Genomic DNA, 24326 nt, shown 5'->3' with positions numbered 1-24326 from the left:
GGAAGCCGAAGATGCCCCGCGCCGTGCTTGCGCTGTTGATGCTGGTCGCCGCCCTGCCCCTTTGGGCGGCCGAGCCGAGGGACCTGGCCTGGTCGGAAATGATCCCGCCGGACGCGCCACCGGAAGTGCCGAACATGACGCCGTTGCACGACCTGTCGAAGATGAGCGATGCCCTGGCTGCCGAATCCGCCCCTGCGGCCAGGCAGGACCTGCCCAACGCGCCGGTGGTCAAGGCCCTCGATGGCCAGCAGATTCGCTTGCCGGGCTACATCGTGCCGCTGGAAGTCAGCGAAGAAGGTCGCACCACGGACTTTCTGTTGGTGCCGTACTTCGGCGCCTGTATCCATGTGCCGCCTCCGCCGTCGAACCAGATCGTCCATGTGAAAAGCGAAGTCGGGGTCAAGCTCGACGAGTTGTATCAGCCGTACTGGGTCGAAGGGCCGATGCAGGTCAAGCCGTCCACCAGTGAACTGGCCGATGCCGGGTATCAGATGGAGGCTGAGAAGATTTATGTGTATGAGCTGCCGGAGTGAATCCGGTGGTGATGGGTTGTTGATGAGATAGCTATCGTCGGATGGGGCCCTCAAGGTTTGCTCATCATCATTTCATTGAGCTGAGTCAATTAAACACCCCCTGACTCATTGAGCTGAGTCAAAAGACCGGACCAGACGGCTTCGTACCATGGGACATCAATTTTCGATGCCTTCTGGAGCCCTCAATGAACAAGTCCTTGCTCAGCGCTTCCCTTATCGCGCTCGCCCTCGCCGCCCCACTCGCCCAGGCCCATACTGCCGGCGACATCATCGTTCGCGCCGGTGCGATCACCGTCAACCCGGACGCCGACAGTTCCAGCGTCAAGGTCGACCGTGGCCCGCTGGCCGGCACCGACCTGGGCGGCAAGGCGACCATGAGCAGCGACACGCAACTGGGCTTGAACTTCGCCTACATGCTCACCAACAACTGGGGTATCGAATTGCTGGCGGCCTCGCCGTTCGAGCATGACGTAAAAATCAAAGGCACCGCACTTGGCGCCGCCAACAATAAGCTCGGCACCCTCAAGCACCTGCCGCCGACCTTGAGCCTGGTCTACTACCCGCTCGACGCCAAATCGGCCTTCCAGCCTTATGTCGGTGCGGGCATCAACTACACCTGGATCTATGACGAGCACGTCGGCAGCGAAGCCAGCGCCAATGGCTTCAGCAACTTCCGTGCGAAAAACAGCTGGGGCATGGCCTGGCAAGTCGGTGCGGACTACATGCTGACCGACAACATCATGATCAACGGCCAGATCCGCTACATCGACATCGACACCACTGCGTATGTCGACAACAACGCCGTGGCCGGTGGCACCCGGGCCAAGGTGGACGTCGATGTGGATCCGTTCGTCTACATGGTGGGGTTGGGTTACAAGTTCTGAGCCTGAGCACCATCGCGAGTTGACAACACCCTGTGGCGAGGGGATTTATCCCCGCTGGACTGCGCAGCAGTCCCCTGGCTGGTCGACCTTGATCAGCCTGACACGCCGAGGTGGCAGCTTTTGGGGCTGCTGCGCAGCCCAACGGGGATAAATCCCCTCGCCACAACGTGGTAGGCCGTGACAAAAAAGGCGCCTCGAGAGGCGCCTTTTTCATGGCGGAAACTCAGCGCCCCAACAATCGCGCCAGCCCCACGCTCATCGGCGTCTGCTTCGGAACGCTGAAACGCTCCAACAGGCGACCGTTGTCGGCGCGCGAATGACGGATGTCACCGGAACGCGCCGGGCCGTGGCTGATGGTGGGCAAGTCACCCACCACTACCGCCAGGGCCTGGAGCATCTGCTTGAGCGTCGTCGCCTGGTTCCAGCCGACATTCACCGCGCCCACCCCCACTTCAGGCTTTTCGATGGCCTGGACCAACACGTCCACCAGGTCCTCGACATAGACGAAATCCCGAGTCTGCTCGCCATCACCGAACACGGTGATCGGCAGGCCTTTCTGCGCGCGCTCGCTGAAAATGCTGATGACGCCTGAATAGGGCGAGGATGGATCCTGGCGTGGGCCGTAAATGTTGAAGAAGCGGAACACCGCTGGCTCCAGATCGTGCTGGCGACGATAGAAGTCGAAATAGTATTCGCTGGCCAGTTTGTCCGCCGCGTAGGGCGTGAGCGGTGCCTTGGGGGTGTCTTCGTCGATGGACTGGCCTTCGCCGTTGTTGCCGTAGACCGCCGCGCTGGAGGCGAACAGCACCCGTTTCACGCCGCTCTGGCGCATGGCTTCGCAGACATTCAGGGTGCCGATGAAATTGCTTTGGTGCGTACGCACCGGATCATCCACCGAGGCTTGCACCGAGGCCACCGCCGCCAGGTGCGCCACGGCACGGCAACCGGCCATGGCCTGGGCGACCAGCGCAGCGTCGGCGACGTCGCCTTCGATCAGTTCCACCGCCGGGTTGTCCAGCGGCAGGTTGCTGCGCTTGCCGGTGGACAAATCATCGAGAATGCGTACCGAGTGCCCTTTGGCGAGCAAGGCGTCGGTCAGGTGCGAACCAATGAAACCCGCGCCGCCGGTAATGAGTACAGGGCCGTCAGCCATGGCGATAAAACCTATCCAGTAAGCTCGGGAGCGCGGCGCGCCAGGCGCGGGGCTTGATCCCGAAGGTGTGCAGAATTTTCTTGCAGGCCAGGACCGCGTGTTGCGGTTCTTCCGCGGCGTCCGGCCTTGCGGCATGGGCCTGGGGCGTGGGCGACTCGATCGCCAGCGGATGCAGGGCCCGCGCTTCGGTGAGAATCGCCTGGCCCAGCGCCAGTGGCGTGGTCGCTTCATGCCCGGCGTAATGATACGTGCCCCACAGCGGCGCGGCACAATCGAGTTGCTTGAGCACCGAGATGATCACCCGCGCCGCATCGTCAACCGGCGTCGGATTGCCCCGACGGTCATCGGCCAGCAACAACTCGTCGGGCTGTTCGGCCCGGGCCAGGAAACGGCCGAGGATGCCGTCGGCACTGTCATCCAGCAGCCAGCCGAAACGCAGCAATACATGTTGCGGGCAGGTGGCGCGCACGCTTTGCTCGATTCGCCACAAGGCCTGGCCACGCAGGCCCAGCGGCACGGGCTCGTCCTTTTCGCTGTAGGCGGTGGCGCGGGAGCCATCGAATACGCGGTAGCTCGACGGTTGCAGCAAGACGATGTTGTGATGCTGGCACAGTTCCGCCAGGCGCTCGACCGCCCGCTCCTGGCTGGCCAGGCGCTGCTCACTGACAGTCTCGGCCTGGAACCAGTCGAAGTAGTACGCCAGGTTGATCAAGGCGTCCGGCCGGGTGTCGTCGAGCAGTTGCGTCAGGCTCGCGGCATCCCAGCCGTCTTCGGGGGGGCGGGGGGCAAGAAAACCGATGTCTTCTTCTGCACCGAGGCGAATCAGCGCCTGCCCAAGGGCATTTCCGCCGCCCAGTAACATAAGGCGCATTCGCATAAAGTCAGCAGGCCCAGTCTGTTGGCACAAGAATTTGGTCGACAACGCCCGAGGGCGTCGTCGGAATCGTTGCATTTTGCGGGTTTAGTGCGCAACCGTCATCCGTAAAGTGCAGATCTACGGGTTTGCCGTCTTCCAAGGCGGTTGCTGAGCTCTTGTGGCGAGGGGATTTATCCCCGCTGGGCTGCGCAGCAGCCCCAACCAAGCAAATGAGGCGAGCCTGACCCACCCAGGTGTTAATTAAAGGGACTGCTGCGCAGTCCAGCGGGGATAAATCCCCTCGCCACTTGCATCATCCCCACCCCACCCGCCTAAACTGCCCACATGAATCTGCCCCTTGCAGCCGACCACGCCATGGCAGGCTTTCACCCCGCCGTTCGCGCCTGGTTCAGCCAGACATTCCCGGCGGTCACGGCCGCCCAGGCCCGGGCGTGGCCGTTGATCGGCCAGCGCCGTTCGGTGCTGGTCGCCGCTCCAACGGGTTCGGGCAAGACCCTGACCGCATTTCTCGCAGTGCTGGATGACCTGGTGCACCGCGGCCTGGAGCAAGGTGGCCTGCCGGACGCGACGCTGGTGGTCTACGTCTCGCCGCTCAAGGCCCTGAGCAACGACATCCAGATCAACCTGCAGAATCCCCTGGCCGGTATCACCGAGCAGTTGCAGCGAATGGGCCTGCCGCCCTTGCCCATCACCACCGCCGTGCGCACCGGTGACACCCCGCAAAAAGAACGCTCGGCGATGCGCAAGACCGCGCCGCACATCCTCGTCACCACCCCCGAATCGCTCTATGTGCTGCTCGGCTCCGATTCCGGCCGGCAGATGCTCGCCAGCACCCGCACGGTGATCGTCGACGAAATCCACGCCATCGCCGCCAGCAAGCGCGGCAGCCACCTGGCCTTGAGCCTGGAACGGCTGCAAGCCCTGTGCGCCGAACCGCTGATGCGCATCGGCCTGTCGGCCACGCAAAAGCCCATCGAAGCAGTCTCGCGCTTTCTGGTCGGCGCAGGGCGCGCCTGCGAGATTGTCGACATCGGCCACGCCCGCCCCCGCGACCTGGACATCGAGGTGCCGCCGGTGCCGCTTTCTGCGGTGATGGCCAATGACGTCTGGGAGCTGGTCTACAACCGCCTCGCCGAGCTGGCCCGGGCGCACCGAACCACGCTGGTATTCGTCAACACGCGGCGGCTGGCCGAACGGCTGAGTCGCCACTTGAGCGAACGCCTGGGCAAGGACGCCGTGGCGGCCCACCACGGCAGCCTGGCCAAGGAGTTTCGCCTCGACGCCGAACAACGCCTCAAGCGCGGTGAATTGCAGGTGCTGATTGCCACCGCGTCGCTGGAGTTGGGCATCGACATCGGTGACGTCGACCTGGTCTGCCAGATCGCCTCGCCCCGTTCGATCTCGGCGTTCCTGCAAAGGGTTGGCCGCTCCGGCCACCAGGTTGGCGGCACGCCCAAGGGACGCCTGTTCGCCACCACCCGCGACGACTTGATCGAATGTGCCGCCCTGCTCGATTGCGTGCGCCGTGGCGAGCTGGACATCCTGCACATCCCCAGGGCGCCGCTGGATGTCCTGGCCCAGCAGATCGTCGCCGAAGTCAGTTGCCAGGAATGGCATGAACAGGCGTTGCTGGAGATGTTCCGCCGCGCCTCGCCCTACGCGGAGCTGGACGAAGCCCATTACCAGGCCTTGCTGCAAATGCTCGCCGAGGGACTCAATGGCCGACAAGGCGTGCGCAGCGCCTACCTGCACCGCGACGCCGTGAGCCGGACCTTGCGCGGGCGCCGGGGCAGCAAACTGACGGCGGTGACCAGCGGCGGCACTATCCCGGACAACGCCGACTACAGCGTTTTGCTCGAACCGCAAGGCTTGAACATCGGCAGCGTCAACGAAGACTTCGCCGTCGAGAGCATCGCCGGGGACGTGTTCCAGCTAGGCAATACGTCCTATCGCATCATCCGCGTCGAGACCGGCCGCGTGCGGGTCGAGGACGCCCAGGGTCAACCGCCGACCATCCCGTTCTGGCTCGGCGAAGCCCCGGGGCGCAGCGCCGAGTTGTCTCAGGCCGTCGCCCGCCTGCAAGCCCAGCTCGATCAACTGCTCGGCGCCACGCCGGGTAATCTGCAACCGGCACTCGACTGGCTGACCGGCACCTTGCACTTGAACCTTGCCAGCGCCGAGCAGATCCTCGATTACCTCGCCCCGGCGCGCCTGGCCTTCGGCGCCCTGCCGTCCCAGGACACCTTGGTGATGGAACGGTTTTTCGACGAGTCCGGCGGCACGCAACTGATCATCCATACGCCCTTCGGCAGCCGCATCAACCGCGCCTGGGGCCTGGCCCTGGGCAAGCGTTTCTGCCGCACCTTCAACTTCGAGTTGCAGGCCGCCGCCAGCGAGGACGCCATCGTGCTGTCGCTGTCCACCAGCCACAGCTTCGAACTGGACGAGGTCTGGCGCTACCTCAACAGCCAGAGCGCCGAGCAAATCCTGATTCAAGCGGTATTGGATGCGCCGCTGTTCGGCGTGCGCTGGCGCTGGAATGCCGGCGTGGCCCTGGCGTTGCCGCGCTATACCGGCGGGCGTAAAGTCGCGCCACAGATCCAGCGCATGAAAAGTGAAGACTTGATCGCCAGCGTGTTCCCGGACCAGATCGCCTGCCTGGAAAACCTCGCCGGCGAGCGAGAGATTCCCGATCATCCGCTGGTGGAGCAAACCCTGGACGATTGCCTGCACGAGGCGATGGACAGCGAAGGCTGGCTGGCGCTGTTGCGGCGCATGGAAGCGGGCGAGATCCGCCTGGTCAGCCGCGACCTGCCGGCGCCCTCGCCCCTGGCGGCAGAAATCCTCAGCGCCCGGCCTTACACCTTTCTCGACGACGCGCCGCTGGAGGAGCGCCGTACCCAAGCGGTGATCAACCGGCGCTGGAGCGATCCGCAATCCACCGACGACCTCGGTGCGCTGGACGCCAATGCCATCCAGGCCGTGCGGGAAGAGGCCTGGCCGACGCCGACCAATGTCGATGAAATCCACGAAGCGCTGATGAGCCTGGCCTGCATCGCCGACAGCGAAGCCAGTGCCGAGCCGTCTTGGCTGGACGGGCTGCGGACCCTGGCGGAGCGCGGTCGCGCCAGCCACATTCAGATCAGCGACGAGCGCGGCCTGTGGGTGCCGCTGGAGCGGCTGACGTGCCTGCAGGCGATTTATCCACAAGCCCAATGGCAGCCGCCGCTGACACCGCTGCCGGGGTTCGATGAGCCGTGGGACAGCGACGAGGCCGTGGTGGAAGTGCTGCGCGCGCGGCTCAGTGCCTTTGGCCCGCAGCCGTTGACGGCGATCGCCTACCCGCTGGGGCTGTCGCCGGCGCAAGCGACCCAGGCCCTGGCTCAGCTCGAACAACAGGGGTATGTGCTGCGCGGTCGCTTCACTCCGGGCACCGCTCAAGAGGAGTGGTGCGAACGGCATCTGCTGGCGCGGATCCACCGCTACACGGTCAAGCGCTTGCGCCGGGAAATCGAGCCGGTGATGTTGCAGGATTTCATGCGTTTCCTGTTCGACTGGCAGCATCTGTCGCCGTCCAGCCAGGGCCGCGGCAACGCGGTGCTGCCGTCGATAATCGGCCAGTTCGAAGGCTACCCGGCCGCCGCCTCGGCCTGGGACAGCGACCTTTTGCCAGCGCGGATCAAGGATTATTCGCCGAGCTGGCTCGACGAACTGTGCCGCAGCGGCAAGTTCGTCTGGACGCGCCTGAGCGCCCGCCAGAAATTGTCCGCCGGCGCGCTGCGCAGCACGCCGATCGTGTTGCTGCCGCGTGCCAACGTCGCGCTGTGGAGCAGCCTGGCCGAGCAGACACCGATCAGCGAACTGTCGCTCAAGACGCAAAAAGTCCATCAAGCCCTCAGTGAACATGGCGCGTTGTTTTTCGATGAATTGCTGCACGAGGCCCATTTGCTGCGCAGCGAACTGGAAATCGCCTTGCAGGAACTGGTCGGTGCCGGGCTCGTGAATGCTGACAGCTTCGCCGGGCTGCGGGCCTTGATCACCCCTGCCAGCAAACGCCAGGCCCGTAGCAGCCGGCGCGGACGCGGGGCGTTTGTCGGCGGCATGGACGATGCCGGGCGCTGGGCCTTATTGCGCCGCAGTTCGCCCGCGCCAGAACCCGGCAACCGGCCCGCGCCCACACCGCCCGATACCCTGGAACACATCGCCCTGACCCTGTTGCGCCGTTATGGCGTGGTGTTCTGGCGCCTGCTGGAGCGCGAGGCCGATTGGCTGCCGAGCTGGCGTGAATTGCTGCGCACGTTTCATCGTCTGGAGGCACGGGGCGAGATTCGAGGCGGGCGCTTTGTCAGCGGGCTGGCCGGCGAACAATTCGCCTTGCCCGAAGCCATCCCGCTGCTGCGCGAAGCACGGCGTCGGCCCACCGATGGCAGCCTGGTGGCGGTGTGCGGGGTTGATCCGTTGAACTTGGCCGGCACGTTGTTGCCCGGGGCGAAAGTGCCGGCGCTGGCGAGTAATCGGCTGGTGTATCGGGATGGGTTGCCGGTGGCGGCGCTGGTGGCGGGCAAGCAGCAGCTATTTGTGGAGTTGGATGCAGAAGGGATGGCTGGGGTCAGGAACAAGCTCATTCAGAAAAATTGAGGGTGTCTGGCCGGGCCCCTTCGCGAGCAAGCCCGCTCCCACAGGGGGCTGTCCATTCACCACAAACCTACTGTGGGAGCGAGCTTGCTCGCGATGAGGCCATAAGCCTCACCACAAACCTGAAGTAATTATTGAGCTTGATCAGCCTCCTCGCCCCCTGCCTTCGGCTCCTCAACCAACCGCTTCGGCAACACCACCTGCTGTGGATAAGTCTGCGCGAAGTGCACCGACGGCTCGTTATCCACAAGCTTTTTCAATCGCTGGTTGAATGCCCGGCTCACCGCGTACTGCCCGCCCGAGACCGTGCGGAACTGGGCCGTGAGGACCACGCCGTTGAGGTCCATCTTGTCCACGCCGAACACATCCAGCGGCCCTTGCAGGTTGAACTTGAGGAACGGGTCCTCGGAAATCGAATCGCCGGCCTCGCGGATCAATTCAATGGCACGGTCCACGTCGGTGTCGTAGGTGAACTGCACCGAGAAAAACGCAAAGGCGAATTGCCGGGATTGGTTGGTCACGGCCTTGATCTGCCCGAACGGCACCGAATGCACGAAGCCCTTGCCGTCGCGCAGGCGCAGGGTGCGGATGGTCAGGCCTTCGACAGTGCCGGCATGGCCGGAGCTGAGCACCACCCAGTCGCCGATGGACAGCGTGTCCTCGATGATGATGAACAGCCCGGTGATCACGTCCTGCACCAGTTGCTGCGAACCGAAACCGATCGCCAGCCCGACCACGCCGGCACCGGCGAGCAATGGCGCGACGTTGATGCCGAGGTTGGCCATGGTGGTGATCGCGCAAATCACCACCAGGATGATTTTGGCCGCGTTGCGCAACAGCGGCAGGATGGTCTTCACCCGGGTGCTGGGTGCCCGGGCGCCGCGCTTGTTGAGCGGAGGTTTCAACGCCTCCTGGATCGCCGTGTCGAGCACTACCCACGTCAGCCAGGTCACCAGGAAGATCAGGCCGATGCGGCTCAGGGAATCGCTGATCGCCCGTCCCACGGCGTTGCGCGAGGCGAACTCGAACAAAGAGATTCCCCAGATCCGCCCGAGCACTTCGATGAATACCACGGCCATGACAATCCGCAACAAGGCGTGCAGCAAGCTCAACAGCCGCCCCTTGTAGGCGCTGTTGCGCTGGATGGCCTCGGCCTTGGGCGATTTGAAGATGTGCTGGAACACGGTGCTGAGGAACACCGTCGCGATCAGCAGGAGGGTGGTGAACAAGGCGCAACGCAGGGCCTTCTGGTTGTCTTCGCCGACACCGATCAGGCTCACCGCCGAGACCAATACCATCAGCAGGATCGGCCAATACCAGAGCCCGGAAAAAATCCGCAGGGATTCCTGCAAGGCCGGTTGCTTGAGACGCTGGGCCAGCGGCCGGTTGCGGATCAGGTGGGCCACGGGCCGGCGCATGTGGATCACCAGCCAACCGAAGATCAGCGAAGCCGACAGACCGGTGAACACCGCGACGCTGCTGGTGATATTGCCGCCCAGTTGGCGGGCGATCTGCGGGCTGGTCAGGGCATCGCTGAGGGCCGCCAGGAAGCCGATCAGGAACAACGGCCGTGGGCTGAAACGCCGAATGATCGCCACGGCACGGCGTTTATGGCCGGCGTTGAACATCACGATCACGCAGAGCAGCACCGATGTGGAAACAATGCCGCTGCTGGTGGCGTAGGCGAAACACAGCGCGAGGGCGCGACCGACCGAGACTTGCAGGAAATGGCTGACGTAAAGGGTCAAGGGCAGGCAGGCCACGGCCGGCAAGGTGTACGGCAGCAGATAACCGAGCAGGTCCCGCAACCGCTGGCGAGTGCGTAGCCAGCGGCGCCGACCGAGACGTCGCACCAGCAAGCGCGCACCGGCCCAGAGCAGCGCGAAGGTCCCCAGCCACACGCCTGACAGCAACAGGAAATCGCCCGCTATCCGCCAGGACGAACGGGACGTCTGGTCCACCAGTCGATCGACCTCGTCAGCCGCCCGATCCGCCCGCAGGCGCCAGGCATCCACCAGGCTCTGGTCGAGGTCGAGCTTGTCCTGGACATCGTCGATGCTGGAACTGATTGCTCCCAATAAGCCGCCTTGCACCAGCGGTTCGGGCTCGGTCGGGGCTTCGGCAGGCTTGGGGAGGCCAGGGACCGCAGCGGTCCCGTAGGCGCTGGTGCCGGTCATGGCCAACAGCAATAGCAGCAATACAGTGCTCAATCGAGACAAAACGCGGGGCTCCTTCGCACGGGGTCGGTAAGGAACTGATCAACAATGGGCCGGCAAGTTCGCTGATATCCCGTGGCGAGGGGATTTATCCCCGCTGGGCTGCGCAGCGGCCCCAAAATCTAACGCCTCGGTATGTCAGGCTGAATGTGCTCAGCCTGTTGGGGCTGCTGCGCAGCCCAGCGGGGATAAATCCCCTCGCCACGGTACTTCACCGTTTGCGCCACCATCGGTAAGGCCATCGAAACTTTCCAGCCCGCCCGGCGGTCATCAAAAGACACAGGCAGTACGAGGTCATTGGCACGGGAGGGATACATGACGGCGATCCACATTGGCATTTCCGGTTGGCGCTACACGCCCTGGCGCGGGGATTTCTATCCCAAGGGGCTGGCGCAGAAACGAGAACTGCAATTCGCCTCTCGAGCGGTCAACAGCATCGAAATCAATGGATCGTTCTACGCCCTGCAACGCCCCGAACGGTATGCCCAGTGGTACGCCGAGACGCCGCCGGACTTCGTGTTCAGCGTCAAGGCGCCGCGCTTCATTACCCACATCAAGCGCCTGCGGGACATTCACAAGCCGCTGGCGAATTTCTTCGCGTCCGGGGTGCTGGAGCTCAAGGAAAAACTCGGCGCCATCCTCTGGCAGTTTCCGCCCAGCTTCAAATTCGACCCGGAACTGTTCGAAGACTTCCTCAAGCAACTGCCCCATGACACCCAGGCCGCCGCCGCGCTGGCCCGGGAGCACGAGTCGCGCCTGGACGGCCACGCCAGCACCGAGACCGATAAAAAGCGTGCGCTGCGCCATGCCGTGGAAATCCGTCACGAAAGCTTCATCGACCCACGCTTCGTCGCCCTGCTCAAACGCTACGACGTTGCCCTGGTGGTCGCCGATACCGCCGGAAAATGGCCCTACCGCGAGGACGTCACCAGCGACTTCGTCTACCTGCGCCTGCATGGCGCCGAAGAGTTGTACGCCAGCGGCTACACCGACGAGGCTTTGAAGCGCTGGGGTGACCGGATCGAGGCCTGGAGCCACGGCACGCAGCCGAGCGACGCACAGTTGATCGATCCGAAAAAGAAACCCCGGCCGCGCAAGAGCCGGGAAGTGTTCTGCTATTTCGACAACGACATCAAAGTCCGCGCGCCCTACGACGCGCGCCACCTGCTGGAGCGCTTCGACCTGGACAAGCATCTCGCCACCGCTCCCGGTGTGCGCCCGGCCGAAGGAGTATTACCATGAGCACGCCAGAATCCAGCGAAGCCACTCGCGAGCCGCTGCACGATTCGGCGCAGCGCCTGCTCGACGGAGTCAATCGATTCACGGTGCTGACGGTCAACACGCATAAGGGCTTCACCGCGCTGAATCGGCGATTCATCCTGCCGGAACTGCGCGAAGCCGTGCGCAGCGTGTCCGCCGATGTGGTGTTCCTGCAGGAAGTACACGGCACCCACGAGCACCATCCCCAGCGCTACAGCAACTGGCCGACCATCCCGCAATATGAGTTTCTCGCCGACACCCTCTGGCCGCAGTTCGCCTATGGGCGCAACGCGGTGTATCCGGCGGGCGACCATGGCAACGCATTGCTGTCGAAATTCCAGATCATCCGCCACGACAACCTGGACGTGTCCATCAGCGGCCACGAAAGCCGCGGCATGCTGCACAGCGTGCTGCGCCTGCCGAACGCTGACGGTGGACAGGACGTGCATGCCATTTGCGTCCACTTGGGGTTGCGTGAAGGCCATCGCGTCGAGCAACTGAAGCTGCTTTGCCAACGCTTGAGCGAATTGCCGCCCGAAGCACCGGTCATCGTTGCCGGCGACTTCAACGACTGGCGCGGCAAGGCCAATGACCTGCTCGCGCCCTGCGGCCTGCGGGAGGTATTCGCCGAACAGTGGGGCAAGCCGGCCCGCAGTTTTCCGGCGCGCCTGCCGATCCTGCGCCTGGACCGCATCTACGTGCGCAACCTCAAGGCCCATCACGCCAAGGTACTGAATGTACGTCCCTGGTCGCACCTTTCCGACCACGCACCGCTGTCGGTGGAGATCGAGTTATGAACGCGACGATGGACAAGGCGACGGTGGAAAAGGTCGAGGTGCCGCCGACCGAACGCAACCCGGCGCTGGCCGACGTCGAATACGGCTGGCACGGCAACAACCGCGTCACGCTGCTGGAAAACGGCGAGGAATATTTCCCACGGGTTTTCGAAGCGATTCGCCGCGCCCAGGAAGAAATTCTCCTGGAGACGTTCATTCTGTTCGAGGACAAGGTCGGCTTTGAACTGCGGGATATATTGGTCGAGGCGGCCAAGCGCGGCGTACGCATCACCGTCAACCTCGACGGTTTCGGTTGCGGTGAGCTGAGCACGGCGTTTCTCGCCTCGTTGAGCGACGCCGGGGTACGCCTGCAGATGTTCGATCCGGCCCCCCGGCACCTGGGCATCCGCACCAACTGGTTCCGCCGCCTGCACCGCAAGATCGTAGTGGTGGACGGGGTGATCGCGTTCATCGGCGGAATCAACTTTTCCGCTGACCACCTGGGCGACTTCGGTCCCGAGGCCAAGCAGGATTACTCAGTGGAAATCAAAGGTCCGGCGGTGGTGGATATCCATCACTTCGCGCTGCTGCAAAGCGGTCGGCCAGCCCGGGCCAAGTATTGGTGGCAACGTCGCCGCAGCCGCCGCACCGAGTTGGCCTTCAACGACCATGACGGCCAGGTGCGCCTGGTCTACCGCGATAACCACGAGCATCAGACCGACATCGAAGAGGTCTACCTGCAAGTGCTGCGCAGCGCCCAGCGTCGGGTGGTAATCGCCAACGCGTATTTCTTCCCCGGTTATCGGTTGCTGCGCGAGATCCGCAACGCCGCGCGACGTGGCGTGGAGGTGCGGCTGATCCTGCAAGGGCAACCGGACATGATGATCGCCAAGCTCGCGGCGCGGATGCTCTATGACTATCTGATCAAGGCCGGCGTGACGATCTACGAGTATTGCGAGCGGCCGCTGCACGGCAAGGTCGCCTTGGTCGATGAAGACTGGAGCACGGTCGGTTCGAGCAACCTCGACCCGCTGAGCCTATCCCTGAACCTGGAAGCCAACGTGCTGATCCGCGACCGGGCGTTCAACCGCGAACTGTTCGAGCGCCTCGATCACCTGAGCCGCAATCACTGCACCGTCATGCCCGAAAATCACGCCCGTCGCGGGCGGCTGTGGCGCATGACCATCGGTTTCATGGTGTTCCACTTCCTGCGTCATTTTCCGGCCTGGGCCGGATGGTTGCCGGCCCATAAACCGCGTCTGAAACCTTTTTCGCCGCCGACGGCGGTCCGGAGCGAACCCCATGAACCACTCTGAAGCGCACACCGCGCCGAGAGATGCCCAAGCCCCGGAACAGGCCAAGCCGAAGTCGCGCTGGAGTCGCTGGAAACGCCCGCTGACCCTGGCTTTTTTCCTGCTGCTGATCGTGCTGTTCACCGCCCTGGCGCGGCGCATCGATTGGTCCGAGGTGTTCACGACCCTGGCGGATTTCAAGCTGCGCACTTTGCTGATCGCCGCCGCGCTGACCATCGCCAGCTTCATCACCTATGCCGGCTTCGACCTGATCGGGCGCACTTACATCCGGCAAAAACTGGGCTGGCGGCAAATACTTCCGGTGGGGGTGATCAGTTACGCCTTCAATCTCAACCTCAGCGCCTGGGTCGGCGGCATCGCCATGCGCTATCGGCTGTATTCGCGGCTGGGGGTGAGCACGGGCAATATCGCCAAGATTCTCGGCTTGAGCCTGGCCACCAACTGGTTCGGCTACATGACCTTGGCCGGCGTGGTGTTCAGCAGTGGCCTGGTGACGATGCCTCCGGGCTGGAAACTGAGCAGCGATGCGCTGCAAGGCGTCGGAGTGCTGCTATTGCTAATCAGCGCCGGCTATCTGCTGGCCTGCCGTTTCTCCAAGCGCCGGGCCTGGACGGTGCGCGGCATGGAAATCAACCTGCCTTCGCTGCGCATGGCCGTGTTGCAATTGGCATTGGGGGCGCTGAACTGGTCGCTGATGGCGGCGGTGATCTTTACGCTGTTGCCGAGCAAACTCGAATACCCGGTGGTGCTCGGGGTGCTGTTGATCAGCAGCATTGCTGGCGTGATTACCCACATTCCGGCCGGACTCGGGGTGCTGGAGGCGGTGTTTGTCGCGCTGTTGCAGCATGAGGTGTCACGGGGCAGCTTGATCGCCGGGCTGATTGCCTACCGGGCGATCTATTTCATCCTGCCGCTGTTGATCACGGTGGTGATGTACCTGGTGATCGAGGCGAAGGCCAAGGCGTTGCGGGTCAAGCCTGGGGTCAAGTGAGCGGTTGCTTGAATCACGAGGTGCTTGTGCTAGCCTCTTCGCGAGCAAGCCCGCTCCCACAGGGATTCGCAGAGAGTCTGAGCCCGGGTTCACACAGGTCTCTTGTGGGAGCGGGCTTGCTCGCGAAGAGGCCCGCCTGAACGCCACATGTCTACCGCTCCTGAATAATGCTCAACCGCTCGCCCACCACCATCTCCGTGATCCAGCTCACCAGGATCGAGGTGTAGGCCTGTTGTGACACGGGGTCGCTCAGGGAATGGTCGGCGCCGTCGATGATCCGATGGGTCAACGAGTGGGTCTGCTGGCACGCCGCTCGATAACTCATGATCGTGGCGTGGGGCACATGGTCATCGGTCTCGGACTCCACCAGCAGCACATCGCCCGTGAATTGCGAGCAGGCCTGCAAGGCCCGGTTGGTGTCGGCGTGGACCAAGGTGCTGCGATAATCGAGCAGGTCGGTCTTGTCCAGGTCACGCTTGGGCGTGTGCCACTGCTCGTCCCGGTAGAGCGCCGGCACCCGCAAGGCCAGCCAGCGCACCGGACGCAACGACGTCAGGATCGAGGCCAGGTAACCGCCGTAGCTGGTGCCGACCACCGCGATCGCCGATGTGTCCAGGCCGGGGTGGGCCAGCAATCGGTCATAGGCCGCCAGCAAGTCCCGCAGGTTGTCCTCCCGCGTAACCCGTGACAACGGAATTCCCGCGCCCCCCGTGTGCCCGCGCAAGTCGAAGGTCAGGCACACGCAGCCCAGGCCGGCGATGCCCTTCGCCCGTTCAAGATCACGTTCCTGGCTGCCGCCCCAACCGTGTACGAACAACACACCGGGGACCTTTGATTTGGGGCTCAGGAAGGTCCCGTTCATATGCTCATCATCGATGGCAATCTGGATGGTTTCACTTCTAGCCGTCATAGGATTGAACCGTTACGTATTTGAGTAGGAAATCACCGTTTTCCGCCGCGCCCCGATAAACCTCCGTCGCGCCGGGGGGCAGCGGCTGATCGGTGTAGGTTTCGACCGAGGACACCCGGACCGCGCGGACCGAAGGATCCTCGACAAACACCTGCAGTGCCGCGAGCTCCGCGCTGCTGGCACCGCCCATTCGCCAGGATTGCTCCAGCACGCCGCCGCGAGGCTGGCCACCAGTATCCGTCCCTTGGGCGATGTCGTAATTGCGCCGCGATGCAAAGAACGTCGGAAATGCCTGGTTGGCGGCGTCATCGAACACCTGGGCCAGACGCACCGCCTCGCGCACATCGTCTTGCAGTTCCAGACCGAGCAACTCGATGTAGCCACCTTGGGCCACCAGCAGGTCGGAACCGCCATAGACCTCCTGCCCTTCGTTGTCATGGGTCAGGTGTTGCACGCCGCAGTAGCTCAAGACCTTGCCGTTGATGAAGCTTTGGCCGACGCTCTGGGTCTTGATCTCATTGAGGTTCTGCTCCAGCACGATGCCCTCGCTGAACACCGCCTGGGCGTCTGGCGCCGCGACGATTTCGTCGAATTGCGCGATGCTTCGGATGACCCGCTGGCCACGTCCGGCGCAAGCATGGATTGGCTTGAAGCGAATCGGTCCGGCGTAAAGCAAATGCTCGGCGGCCTGGCGCGCATCCTTGAGGGAGAACACACTGACGCCGTCGAGTACAACGCCCCGGGTCAGCTTGGCGAACAGCGGCGACCAACCTTTCGGCGCAACCGCGTCCTTATTCAACAGACCATGGGCGATCGCCTTGGTGCAGATGAAATCGTGGTCGACGTAACCGCCCCAGAGATCATCCGGCCCCTTGACGCCCAGGCGCAATGCAGCCTCCGCGCCGATCAGGGTTTGCGTGGGCAACAGGTACAGATCCCGTCCGGCGTGTTGCTGGTTGTCGTAGCTGCCACCGTATTCCAGGCCAAGGATATTCGCCAACCAGCGCGCCAGCGCCCGATTGGTTTCGACTTCATGCATCGGCGCCTGGGGATTGACCGAGTGAGCTACTACTAATTTGTCACGATGGATCGACGTCATGCGTTGTCCTTTCAACTGCGCTCAATAGCCGTAGCCATAAGGATTGCAGAGATCAGGCCAACGGCACGGTGGGGGACGAACGGGTCGAGGAACCGGGGGTGATGGCGGATGATGTGGCACGGGGCCTGTTTCATTCTGCACGACGAGAAGTGGGGATCCGGCAAATTGCACGACGCCATTGCGGATTTTCTGTGGCGAGGGAGCTTGCTCCCGCTGGGCTGCGCAGCAGCCCCTAACGATTAAAATGACACACCGCGGTGTAAGTTCTCTGTGGGGCGCTGCGCACCCAGCGGGAGCAAGCTCCCTCGCCACGGGTCGGTTTCAGCCTTTGGAAGCGCTCGGCGGACTTACCCCAAACCTCGCCCGGTAATCACTCGGCGCCAGCCCGGTGATTTTCTTGAAGGTCGAGCGAAAGGCACCGGGGTCCTGATAGCCCACGGTCCAGGCAATGTGATCGATGGTGCCGTTGGTGAACTCCAGCATTTCCCGGGCCTTGCCGACTCGCAGGTGCTGGCAGTATTCGGTGGGCTTGAGTCCGGTGGCGGCACGGAACCGGCGCAGGAAGGTGCGTTCTTCCAGGCCGGCCTGCTCCGCCATTGCGCCGAGGGAGACATCCACCGCGCCGCTGCGCTGCAGCCAGTGCTGCACCTTGAGGATCGCGCCGTCACCGTGTCCCAGGATCGGCGCGAAATTGCTGCCGCACTGACTCGCGCTGTCGCTGTGCTCGACCACCAGGAATTTCGCCGTGCGCGTGGCGATGCTGGGTCCGAGCAGACGGTCCACCAGCCGCAGCCCGAGCTCCGACCAGGCCATCAGCCCCGCCGTGGTGATCAGGTCACCGTCATCGACGATGGGTTTGTCGGCGTTGAGCTTGATCTTCGGATAACGCGCCGCGAAAGACTTCGCCGACGTCCAGTGGGTCGTGGCGCTGCGTCCATCGAGCAGCCCACTTTCGGCCAGCAGGATCGAGCCGACGCACACCCCGCCCAATACGGTGCCGTCGGCATGCTGCGCCCGCAACCAATCCATCAGGTGCGGCGTGGCGAGCTTTTCATTGAAGCCGGCAATGGAGGGCGGGATCAGCAAGGCAATCAGTTTGCCCGGTGCTCCGTCCTCGCTGTCGAACACCCGCAGCGGCGCCTCACCGTTTTCCGTGCGCCAATGACTCACCCGCAGCCTCGGCAACTGCACACTGGCCTGCTCGGTTGCGATCCTGGCCGCGACCGTGAACAGATCGGTCAGGCCGTGCACCGCCGCCAATTGCGCGCCGGGATACATCAGCACGCCAAGTTCAGCGAATGCCCTTTCCTGCGCCATTGTCAGTTTTACCTCGCCTATTGTCGTTACGGCCAATCCTCCCATCGCCGGGCTTGGCCAATACTGGCTTCACCGCAATCAACCCGAGGAAGTCCCCATGTCCAAGCAAGCGCTCATCGTAGTCGATATCCAGAACGACTACTTCCCCCAGGGAAAATGGCCATTGGTCGGCGTCGAGGCTGCAGCCGAAAACGCCGCCAAAATGATCGAAGCGTTTCGCCAGGCCGCAAACCCGGTGGTGCACATTCGCCACGAATTCACTTCCGACGAAGCGCCCTTTTTCACGCCAGGCTCCGAAGGCGCGCAATTGCATACCAAGGTGCTCAACCGTGCCGATGAGCCGGTGGTGCTCAAGCATTTCGTCAATTCGTTTCGCGAGACCGAACTGCAGGCGATCCTCGATCAGCAAGGCGTTGAGCAGGTGGTGGTGGTCGGTAGCATGAGCCATATGTGTATCGATGGCATCGTGCGGGCGGCAGCAGACCTGGGCTACGGCGTCACGGTGATTCACGATGCGTGCGCGACTCGCGATCTTGAATTCAACGGCGTGGTCGTCCCGGCCGCACAAGTCCATGCCGCGTTCATGTCGGCGCTGGGGTTTGCCTATGCGAAGGTAGTGAGTGCAGAGGAGTTTCTGAGCGACAGCCAAGCGCAGGCGCAGTGATAAACAGCGAGCAAAATGACTAGGCGTGCGTGGGCTACTTGCCCTCCCAGATCGGGAGGGCAAGACTTACCAGGGCATCAATGAAGTGGCCTATGCTCCGGAATGTCGACCAGCGTCAACGTGCAGCCACCATGGCCATTGACTCTCAAGGCTCTCCCATCCGCAACCTTCAAGGCCACCCCAAGCTGTTCCCACGCCGGACGAAAATCCCCTGTTTTAGCGATCGTCAAATCAATGAAGTCCGGACCATATTCAACGGTCCATCGGATCACCAGGCAGTTTCCGTTTTTCCACTCATGACTGATGCCGTCATCTTCAAATAACACGCCGCTGGAGGTGCCTGAAGGTGCAGGAAAAATCACCAGCTCGCGACGCCGATCAAGGGCGGGATCGTTAAGCTTGTGGCATTCACCGGTCGGTATCGCAGCGCCCCCTCGTACCAACAAGGGCAAACGTTCCAACGGCGCATCCAGGGAAACGTATTGGCCGCCTTCGTACCAGTCACCGGTGTGCCAGTCGCACCAGCCTGTCGTATTCAGGGGTAGCCATACCTCGCGCTCGCGTGCGCCTTGCTCTACGACGCTGGCGACGAGGACGTCCCGGCCAAGAAGGAACTCGTCGTTTTCCTTGAACGTTTGAGGGTCATGCTCGTGGTCGAGAAACGTTGGTCGCAGAATGGGCTCGTCTTCGTGACTGGCTTGCCACAGCAAGGTGTAGAAATAAGGCATCAACCGGTATCTGAGCCTGATCGCGTCACGGACCGCATCGGTGACCGAAGGATGCATCCATGGCTCATTGACCGTGCCATCGTCGTTCCAGGAGTGAATGGTGAAGCGTGGATGCATCACACCGTTCTGGACCCAACGGACAAACAGCTCGGGATCCGGCTTGTTGCCGGAGAACCCACCTACATCGTGGCCCACGTTGTACAACCCCGACAGGCTCATGCCCAGGCCCATGCGAGTGTTGTAGCGAAGTGTTTTCCAGTGGGTCCGGTTGTCACCGCTCCAGGTCTGGACATAGCGCTGCATGCCGGCACACCCTGAACGTGAAATAAGGTAGGGCCGTTCTGATGGTGAAAACCGCTGTTGTGCCTCTAAAGACGCTCTCATCATCAGCAATGCCATGACGGGCCGGATATGTTTGATCGCTATCTCGCGCCCGAAGCCATGACAGCGCGCCTCACCGTCCCACACTTCGAATTCATTGTTATCGTTCCACGTGCATTCAATGCCCAGTTCCAGCAGCTGTGATGTGACATTTGACTGCCACCAACCGACAGCGTCCGGGTTGGTGAAGTCCAGATGAGAGCCTTCGTCGTCCCAGAAGACCGACCGCTCTGGCATGTCGTGTTCAGAGTCACCGATGAACATCTTTTGGTGGGCGACCTCGGCGTAGCGCGGGTGGTCCTGCAGCAGGCATGGCTTTATGTTGGCGATCAGCCTGACGCCGGCATCACGGTAGGCCTGGGCAAGCGCCTTGGGGTCCGGGACCTTTTCACGATTCCAGTTGAACACATAGCGTTTTTCGCCAATGGAGGTGTACCCGGATGACAGCTGAAAAGAGTCACAGGGAATGTCGTGCTGACGGCACAGATCAAGAAACTCCAACAACTGTTCCTGGGCATTATCGGCATCGGTATAACGCATGGTTGAGCCGCTGTAGCCCAGGCTCCATTTCGGCAGGAACAAGGTGCGTCCGGTCAGGCGAACGAAAGCCTTCGTCACATCCAGTACGCGGGGGCCAGCAAGTACCCAGTAATCGAGGTCACCGGCATCCGCCTTGTACCGACGATAGGGTCGGTGATAGTTATCCAGCTCGTTCCCCAGATCAAACAGGCTGGTGTTCAGGTTGTCATAAAACATCCCGAAGCTGGCGTGCTCCTGGTGCGTGATGACAAAGGGAATATGCTTGTACAGCGGGTCGGTGCTCGCAGCGTCATAACCCATTGCATCCAGGTTACGCATTTCAAAACGTTTGCCGGCGCGATTCAAATCGCCGGTTTTTTCGCCGAGCCCGTAATAGCGATGTTCCGGCGCGCGAAGCTGGTAATGCTCCAGGCCTTCACCATGAGCATCAAGCAAATAAGCACCGGTGGGCCGATCCGAGACCAACGGCCTCCAATCCTGGCCATCATGGTATTCCCACTGTAGCCACAGCGGTTGATGCACCGTGATGCGTAGTTTTTTAGTCGTGAGTACCAACCGGTCCTGACCTTCTTCGACCCGGTACGTGGGCAGAGAGAAATCCGCCAACGACTCGCGGGCCCGGCCCTCCCAGGCAACGTCCTCCCGGGGCGCGATGCTCCAGGTCCGATCCAGTGCCAACGTGCCAGCCCGCATGAGCAGGACACGCGCCAAACCGTCTTCGAGGATATGGATTCTGAAGAGATGCCGGCCCTCGACCAGGAGCTCGACGTAGCCTTTTTCCTGGGCCTGTAGCGTCCAGACTTTAAGTGACTTCATTGTGCACGCACCGCTTTTGATTTGGACGTTCTGTCCGCGATAAACAAAATCATGAAAAACGCACCTATAAAATCAAAGAGCCCCATCGCAATGAACAATGGGTTGAACCCTATCTTGTCCACGCTGACACCGATGATCAGCGAGAAAAGAAAGCTGGCAATCCAGGCGCATGAACCTCGCATTCCGTTCACCGTTGCCAGCTCATCCCGATCAAACGTTTCGACGACCAGTGCGCTCAACATGCAGGAAATAATCTGGTGGCCAAAACCGCCAAGCGAAATAAGCGCTATCGCAACATAGGGGTCTTTCACCTGGGTCATCACGGCGAGCGAAAACATCAGGAACGCGCCGGTGATTGAACTGGCGACGATCGAGTTCACCCGGGTGCATTTGAAAAAACGATGGTAAGCGCGTGACAGATAACCGCTGGCGATACTGCCCAGATCCGCCGCCAGAAACGGAACCCAGGCAAACAGTACGATTTGCTTGAGGTCCATTCCTCTTTCGTTGGCCAGATACAGCGGCACCCAGAAACTCATGACGGCCCATGCCGGCTCTGCCATGAAGGCAGGAAGCGCGATACCGTAGAATCGCTTGTCCCGGCCGATCTTCTTCAACGCCTTGAAAAATGGCATTTGCTGGCCAATTTTTTCGCCATCTTGTTGGATATGCTGCAACTCATCGGGCGATAAGCGCGGGTGGATATCAGGGGCGTGGTAGAGCCACGCCCAGACGGCGGCCCAAATCAGGCCGATCCCCCCGGAAATCAGAAATGCGCCCTGCCAGCCCAGGGATACATGGGCCAGGTAGATGATGGGGGGCGCGAGCATCGCCCCCAGGGAAAAGCCAACCCCCGCCCAGCCTGCTGCGACAGGTCGTTCCTTTTTCGGAAACCAGTCCCCTATCGCCTTGGCATTGGCCGGTGTGGCCGCGGCCTCCGAAGCGCCCATGAAAAAACGCAGGATCGCCAGATGTACCCAACTCGCAGCCCCGGCATGAAGCAGGCACATCACCGACCATACGACGGCGCATATCACGAAGCCGAGCTTGAGCCCGATCGCATCGATCAGCCAGCCGCAGATGGGCTGGAAAACGGTATAGGCAAGTTGAAACGAGGCGACCACCCACGAGTACTGTTCAGTCGACATGCTGAACGTGGTCTTTAGTTCCGGCGCCAGGATGCCCAGGGAATTGCGGGTTATATAGTTGACGGTGACGCCGAGCAAAAACAGGGACAGCATCCACCAACGCAAATGCGGGATGAATTTTAGCTTGGCCGAAAGTCGAGCATTGCGTTCGATATCGATAGTCATCAATTCTTCGCCTGTCGCCGGATTTTCCGGCGTGTTGTTTTTATTTGAGGCTTGAACGCTATGGCACTGCTCATGGCTCGTACAGAAGCAAGCATGTATGGATTTACATTCCTCTCCAGCGCAGCTCGGCAGAAACCCAAGGACGCTAGGATTGGTGGCCCTTTTCTGCTATGAAAGCCTTTACATAAATTGTCTCAATGGATAAGCCGCGATGGGGAAATTACGCATTGCTGAAATCGCGGCACAGACGGGCCTGTCCATCGCGACGGTGTCGCGAGTGCTGGCTGGCAAATCGAATACCCGCCCAGCCACGAGAGAAAAAGTATTGGCGGCGGCTCGTCAGCAGGGCGTGCTGGAAGACCTCGCCAATGGTCGCTTCCTGCTCAACGGGCTGACCATTTTCGCGCCCTCGCGGGCCTTCAACGTACGCGCTGATATCTTCTATTACAAAGTCATCCAGGGCATCACGCAGGCGGTCGCGCAACATGACGTTCGCGTCCGCTACTGCGAGCTTGAAGAGGTCGACAGCGACGCCTTGTTGTTTCTGGAAAAGATGAACCAGAAGGACACCGGTGCGGCGATCCTGATTGGTATCGATGATCCGCACATACACCAACTGGCGGCCGACCTCAGCAAGCCGACGGTGCTGATCAACTGCATCGATCGCAGCATGCGCCTGCCCTCGATATCGCCCGACCACTTTCTAATCGGCCACTATTCGATCAATTATCTGTTTCAAATGGGGCACCGAAATGTCCTGACGCTCCAGTGCCTCAGGCGGTACACGATGGATCTGCGAATACGTGGAATTCGTGATGCATGGAAGGAGCAAAATCTCGAATTTGTCGAAGCAAAACACCTGATGGTTGCCGAGGGTTTCGGCAGTGCTGAATCTGAGGCGCGGATAGCGACCTTCTTGGAAAACTGCGCACCTGACGACCGACCGACTGCCATTCTGGCCGGGGGTGATTTCATGGCGGCCGGGGCCGTTAAAGCGCTGCAGAATGCTGGCTTGAGGGTTCCCCAGGATGTTTCAGTGATGAGCATGGACGGGTTCAACCTGGCCGACATCAACGACATCCCGCTCACCACCCTTCACGTGCCCCGCGATGAATTGGGCGCAGAAGCGATCAGGGTCTTGAGGCAGCAGCTGTTCGAACCGCGATCGCCTTGTGGCAATCTTCTTCTCGGTGGCCAACTCATCACCGGCAGCTCAGTGCGACGCATCAAGCACAGCGCCAAGCAGACGCCGGTCTATCAGAAGATTATTTATGACTGATTGATTCGCGGTTTTGCACAGAGCGAAAAAAACCCTCCTGGCTTTGCAGCGAAGAGGGTTTTTTATCGAACTTGAAGTGTCAGTGAGCGAGGAGCCTCATCGACTGATACCACTGAGTCCTAGAACGGAATATCGTCGTCAAAGCTGTCGAAATCCGGAGCCGGTTGCGGCGCGGCCTGTTGTGGGGCCGGGCGCTCGCGTTGTGGCTGTGGCGCCGACTGCGGACGAGGGGCTTGCTGGCGCGGAGCCGACTGCTGGTAGTTGTTGCCACCCTGCTGCTGGTCGCCTTGCGGACGGCCACCGAGCAATTGCATGGTGCCTTGCATGTCGACCACGATTTCGGTGGTGTAGCGCTTGATGCCGTCCTTTTCCCACTCGCGGGTCTGCAGCTTGCCTTCGATGTAGACCTGTGAACCCTTGCGCAGGTATTCGCCGGCAATCTCAGCCACTTTGCCGAACATCGACACGCGGTGCCACTCGGTCTTCTCGACCTTCTGGCCGGTTTGCTTGTCGGTCCATTGTTCGCTGGTCGCCAGGCTCAGGTTGGTCACGGCGTTGCCGTTAGGCAGGTAGCGAACTTCTGGATCCTGGCCGCAAGTACCGACCAATATGACTTTGTTAACCCCACGGGCCATAACGTT

At 61.8% G+C, this 24326-nt stretch carries 18 protein-coding genes; 9 read left to right on the top strand and 9 right to left on the bottom strand.

The genetic code is table 11. From position 1 onward, the window contains the following. Positions 1 to 11 precede the first annotated feature (11 nt). Positions 12 to 533 (top strand): DUF3299 domain-containing protein, encoded by a 522-nt coding sequence (locus Q7C33_RS20180; RefSeq protein WP_198796665.1) that lies wholly within the window; start codon positions 12 to 14, stop codon positions 531 to 533. A 185-nt stretch (positions 534 to 718) separates the two neighbouring features. Then, on the top strand, positions 719 to 1417 hold the full coding sequence (locus Q7C33_RS20175) for an OmpW/AlkL family protein (RefSeq protein WP_217860452.1): 699 nt from the start codon (positions 719 to 721) through the stop codon (positions 1415 to 1417). Positions 1418 to 1640: 223 nt separating this feature from the next. On the opposite strand, the gene Q7C33_RS20170 is transcribed toward Q7C33_RS20175, so the two are convergent. Together Q7C33_RS20170 and Q7C33_RS20165 are read right to left on the bottom strand one after the other, a co-directional pair. Continuing rightward, positions 1641 to 2570: an NAD-dependent epimerase/dehydratase family protein gene (locus tag Q7C33_RS20170; protein ID WP_258648381.1), complete on the bottom strand. Its 930-nt coding sequence runs from the start codon at positions 2568 to 2570 to the stop codon at positions 1641 to 1643. After that, the gene (locus Q7C33_RS20165) at positions 2563 to 3447 is read right to left on the bottom strand and encodes a sugar nucleotide-binding protein (RefSeq protein ID WP_030140473.1); all 885 of its coding nucleotides are present in this window, start codon (positions 3445 to 3447) and stop codon (positions 2563 to 2565) included. Before Q7C33_RS20165 ends, Q7C33_RS20170 begins: the two co-directional genes overlap by 8 nt. 324 nt (positions 3448 to 3771) lie before the next feature. Here Q7C33_RS20165 and Q7C33_RS20160 point away from each other — a divergent pair, with 324 nt between their 5' ends. Beyond that, complete coding sequence (locus tag Q7C33_RS20160) at positions 3772 to 8085, top strand: DEAD/DEAH box helicase (protein ID WP_407684026.1); 4314 nt, start codon at positions 3772 to 3774, stop codon at positions 8083 to 8085. Positions 8086 to 8213: 128 nt separating this feature from the next. Here the strand turns inward: Q7C33_RS20160 and Q7C33_RS20155 are convergent, their stop codons facing one another. Further along, positions 8214 to 10259 carry a mechanosensitive ion channel family protein gene (locus Q7C33_RS20155; RefSeq protein WP_407684068.1) on the bottom strand — a complete coding sequence of 682 codons (2046 nt, stop codon included), beginning with the start codon at positions 10257 to 10259 and terminating at the stop codon, positions 8214 to 8216. Between the two features lie 354 nt (positions 10260 to 10613). Between Q7C33_RS20155 and Q7C33_RS20150 the strand changes: the two genes are divergently transcribed. From Q7C33_RS20150 to Q7C33_RS20135, 4 genes are read left to right on the top strand one after another with little or no spacing between them, the layout of a single operon-like run. Further along, complete coding sequence (locus Q7C33_RS20150; RefSeq protein WP_030140477.1) at positions 10614 to 11540, top strand: DUF72 domain-containing protein; 927 nt, start codon at positions 10614 to 10616, stop codon at positions 11538 to 11540. Beyond that, on the top strand, positions 11537 to 12355 hold the full coding sequence (locus tag Q7C33_RS20145; protein WP_323155465.1) for an endonuclease/exonuclease/phosphatase family protein: 819 nt from the start codon (positions 11537 to 11539) through the stop codon (positions 12353 to 12355). Before Q7C33_RS20150 ends, Q7C33_RS20145 begins: the two co-directional genes overlap by 4 nt. After that, entirely contained in the window at positions 12352 to 13650 is a 1299-nt protein-coding gene (gene clsB, locus Q7C33_RS20140) for a cardiolipin synthase ClsB (RefSeq protein WP_407684025.1), read from the top strand. Before Q7C33_RS20145 ends, clsB begins: the two co-directional genes overlap by 4 nt. Continuing rightward, complete coding sequence (locus tag Q7C33_RS20135; protein ID WP_407684024.1) at positions 13637 to 14638, top strand: lysylphosphatidylglycerol synthase domain-containing protein; 1002 nt, start codon at positions 13637 to 13639, stop codon at positions 14636 to 14638. Before clsB ends, Q7C33_RS20135 begins: the two co-directional genes overlap by 14 nt. A 151-nt stretch (positions 14639 to 14789) precedes the next feature. On the opposite strand, the gene Q7C33_RS20130 is transcribed toward Q7C33_RS20135, so the two are convergent. The 3 genes from Q7C33_RS20130 to Q7C33_RS20120 all read right to left on the bottom strand — a co-directional run bounded on the left by Q7C33_RS20130 (position 14790) and on the right by Q7C33_RS20120 (position 17964). Continuing rightward, complete coding sequence (locus Q7C33_RS20130; protein ID WP_030140481.1) at positions 14790 to 15548, bottom strand: alpha/beta hydrolase family protein; 759 nt, start codon at positions 15546 to 15548, stop codon at positions 14790 to 14792. Beyond that, a complete protein-coding gene (locus Q7C33_RS20125; RefSeq protein WP_407684023.1) occupies positions 15538 to 16647 on the bottom strand; it encodes a DUF3182 family protein in 1110 nt (369 codons plus the stop codon). The genes Q7C33_RS20130 and Q7C33_RS20125 overlap by 11 nt, the downstream gene beginning before the upstream one ends. 321 nt (positions 16648 to 16968) lie before the next feature. Further along, complete coding sequence (locus Q7C33_RS20120; protein WP_407684022.1) at positions 16969 to 17964, bottom strand: GlxA family transcriptional regulator; 996 nt, start codon at positions 17962 to 17964, stop codon at positions 16969 to 16971. Between the two features lie 97 nt (positions 17965 to 18061). Here Q7C33_RS20120 and Q7C33_RS20115 point away from each other — a divergent pair, with 97 nt between their 5' ends. After that, entirely contained in the window at positions 18062 to 18628 is a 567-nt protein-coding gene (locus Q7C33_RS20115; RefSeq protein WP_258648387.1) for a cysteine hydrolase family protein, read from the top strand. 77 nt (positions 18629 to 18705) lie between these two features. On the opposite strand, the gene Q7C33_RS20110 is transcribed toward Q7C33_RS20115, so the two are convergent. Continuing rightward, the gene (locus Q7C33_RS20110; protein WP_407684021.1) at positions 18706 to 21093 is read right to left on the bottom strand and encodes a glycoside hydrolase family 31 protein; all 2388 of its coding nucleotides are present in this window, start codon (positions 21091 to 21093) and stop codon (positions 18706 to 18708) included. Continuing rightward, the gene (locus Q7C33_RS20105) at positions 21090 to 22406 is read right to left on the bottom strand and encodes an MFS transporter (protein ID WP_030140486.1); all 1317 of its coding nucleotides are present in this window, start codon (positions 22404 to 22406) and stop codon (positions 21090 to 21092) included. The genes Q7C33_RS20110 and Q7C33_RS20105 overlap by 4 nt, the downstream gene beginning before the upstream one ends. A gap of 211 nt (positions 22407 to 22617) precedes the next feature. Between Q7C33_RS20105 and Q7C33_RS20100 the strand changes: the two genes are divergently transcribed. Next, positions 22618 to 23685 (top strand): LacI family DNA-binding transcriptional regulator, encoded by a 1068-nt coding sequence (locus tag Q7C33_RS20100; protein ID WP_030140487.1) that lies wholly within the window; start codon positions 22618 to 22620, stop codon positions 23683 to 23685. 119 nt (positions 23686 to 23804) lie between these two features. Here the strand turns inward: Q7C33_RS20100 and Q7C33_RS20095 are convergent, their stop codons facing one another. Then, complete coding sequence (locus Q7C33_RS20095; protein WP_024778338.1) at positions 23805 to 24320, bottom strand: single-stranded DNA-binding protein; 516 nt, start codon at positions 24318 to 24320, stop codon at positions 23805 to 23807. Between the last annotated feature and the right edge of the window lie 6 nt (positions 24321 to 24326).

This window comes from Pseudomonas sp. BP11-1-1 (assembly GCF_052112105.1).
GTDB classification, from domain to species: Bacteria; Pseudomonadota; Gammaproteobacteria; order Pseudomonadales; family Pseudomonadaceae; genus Aquipseudomonas; species Aquipseudomonas alvandae.
Note: the sequence above shows the minus strand (reverse complement) of the source record. Positions and strands in the feature narration are given on the sequence as shown.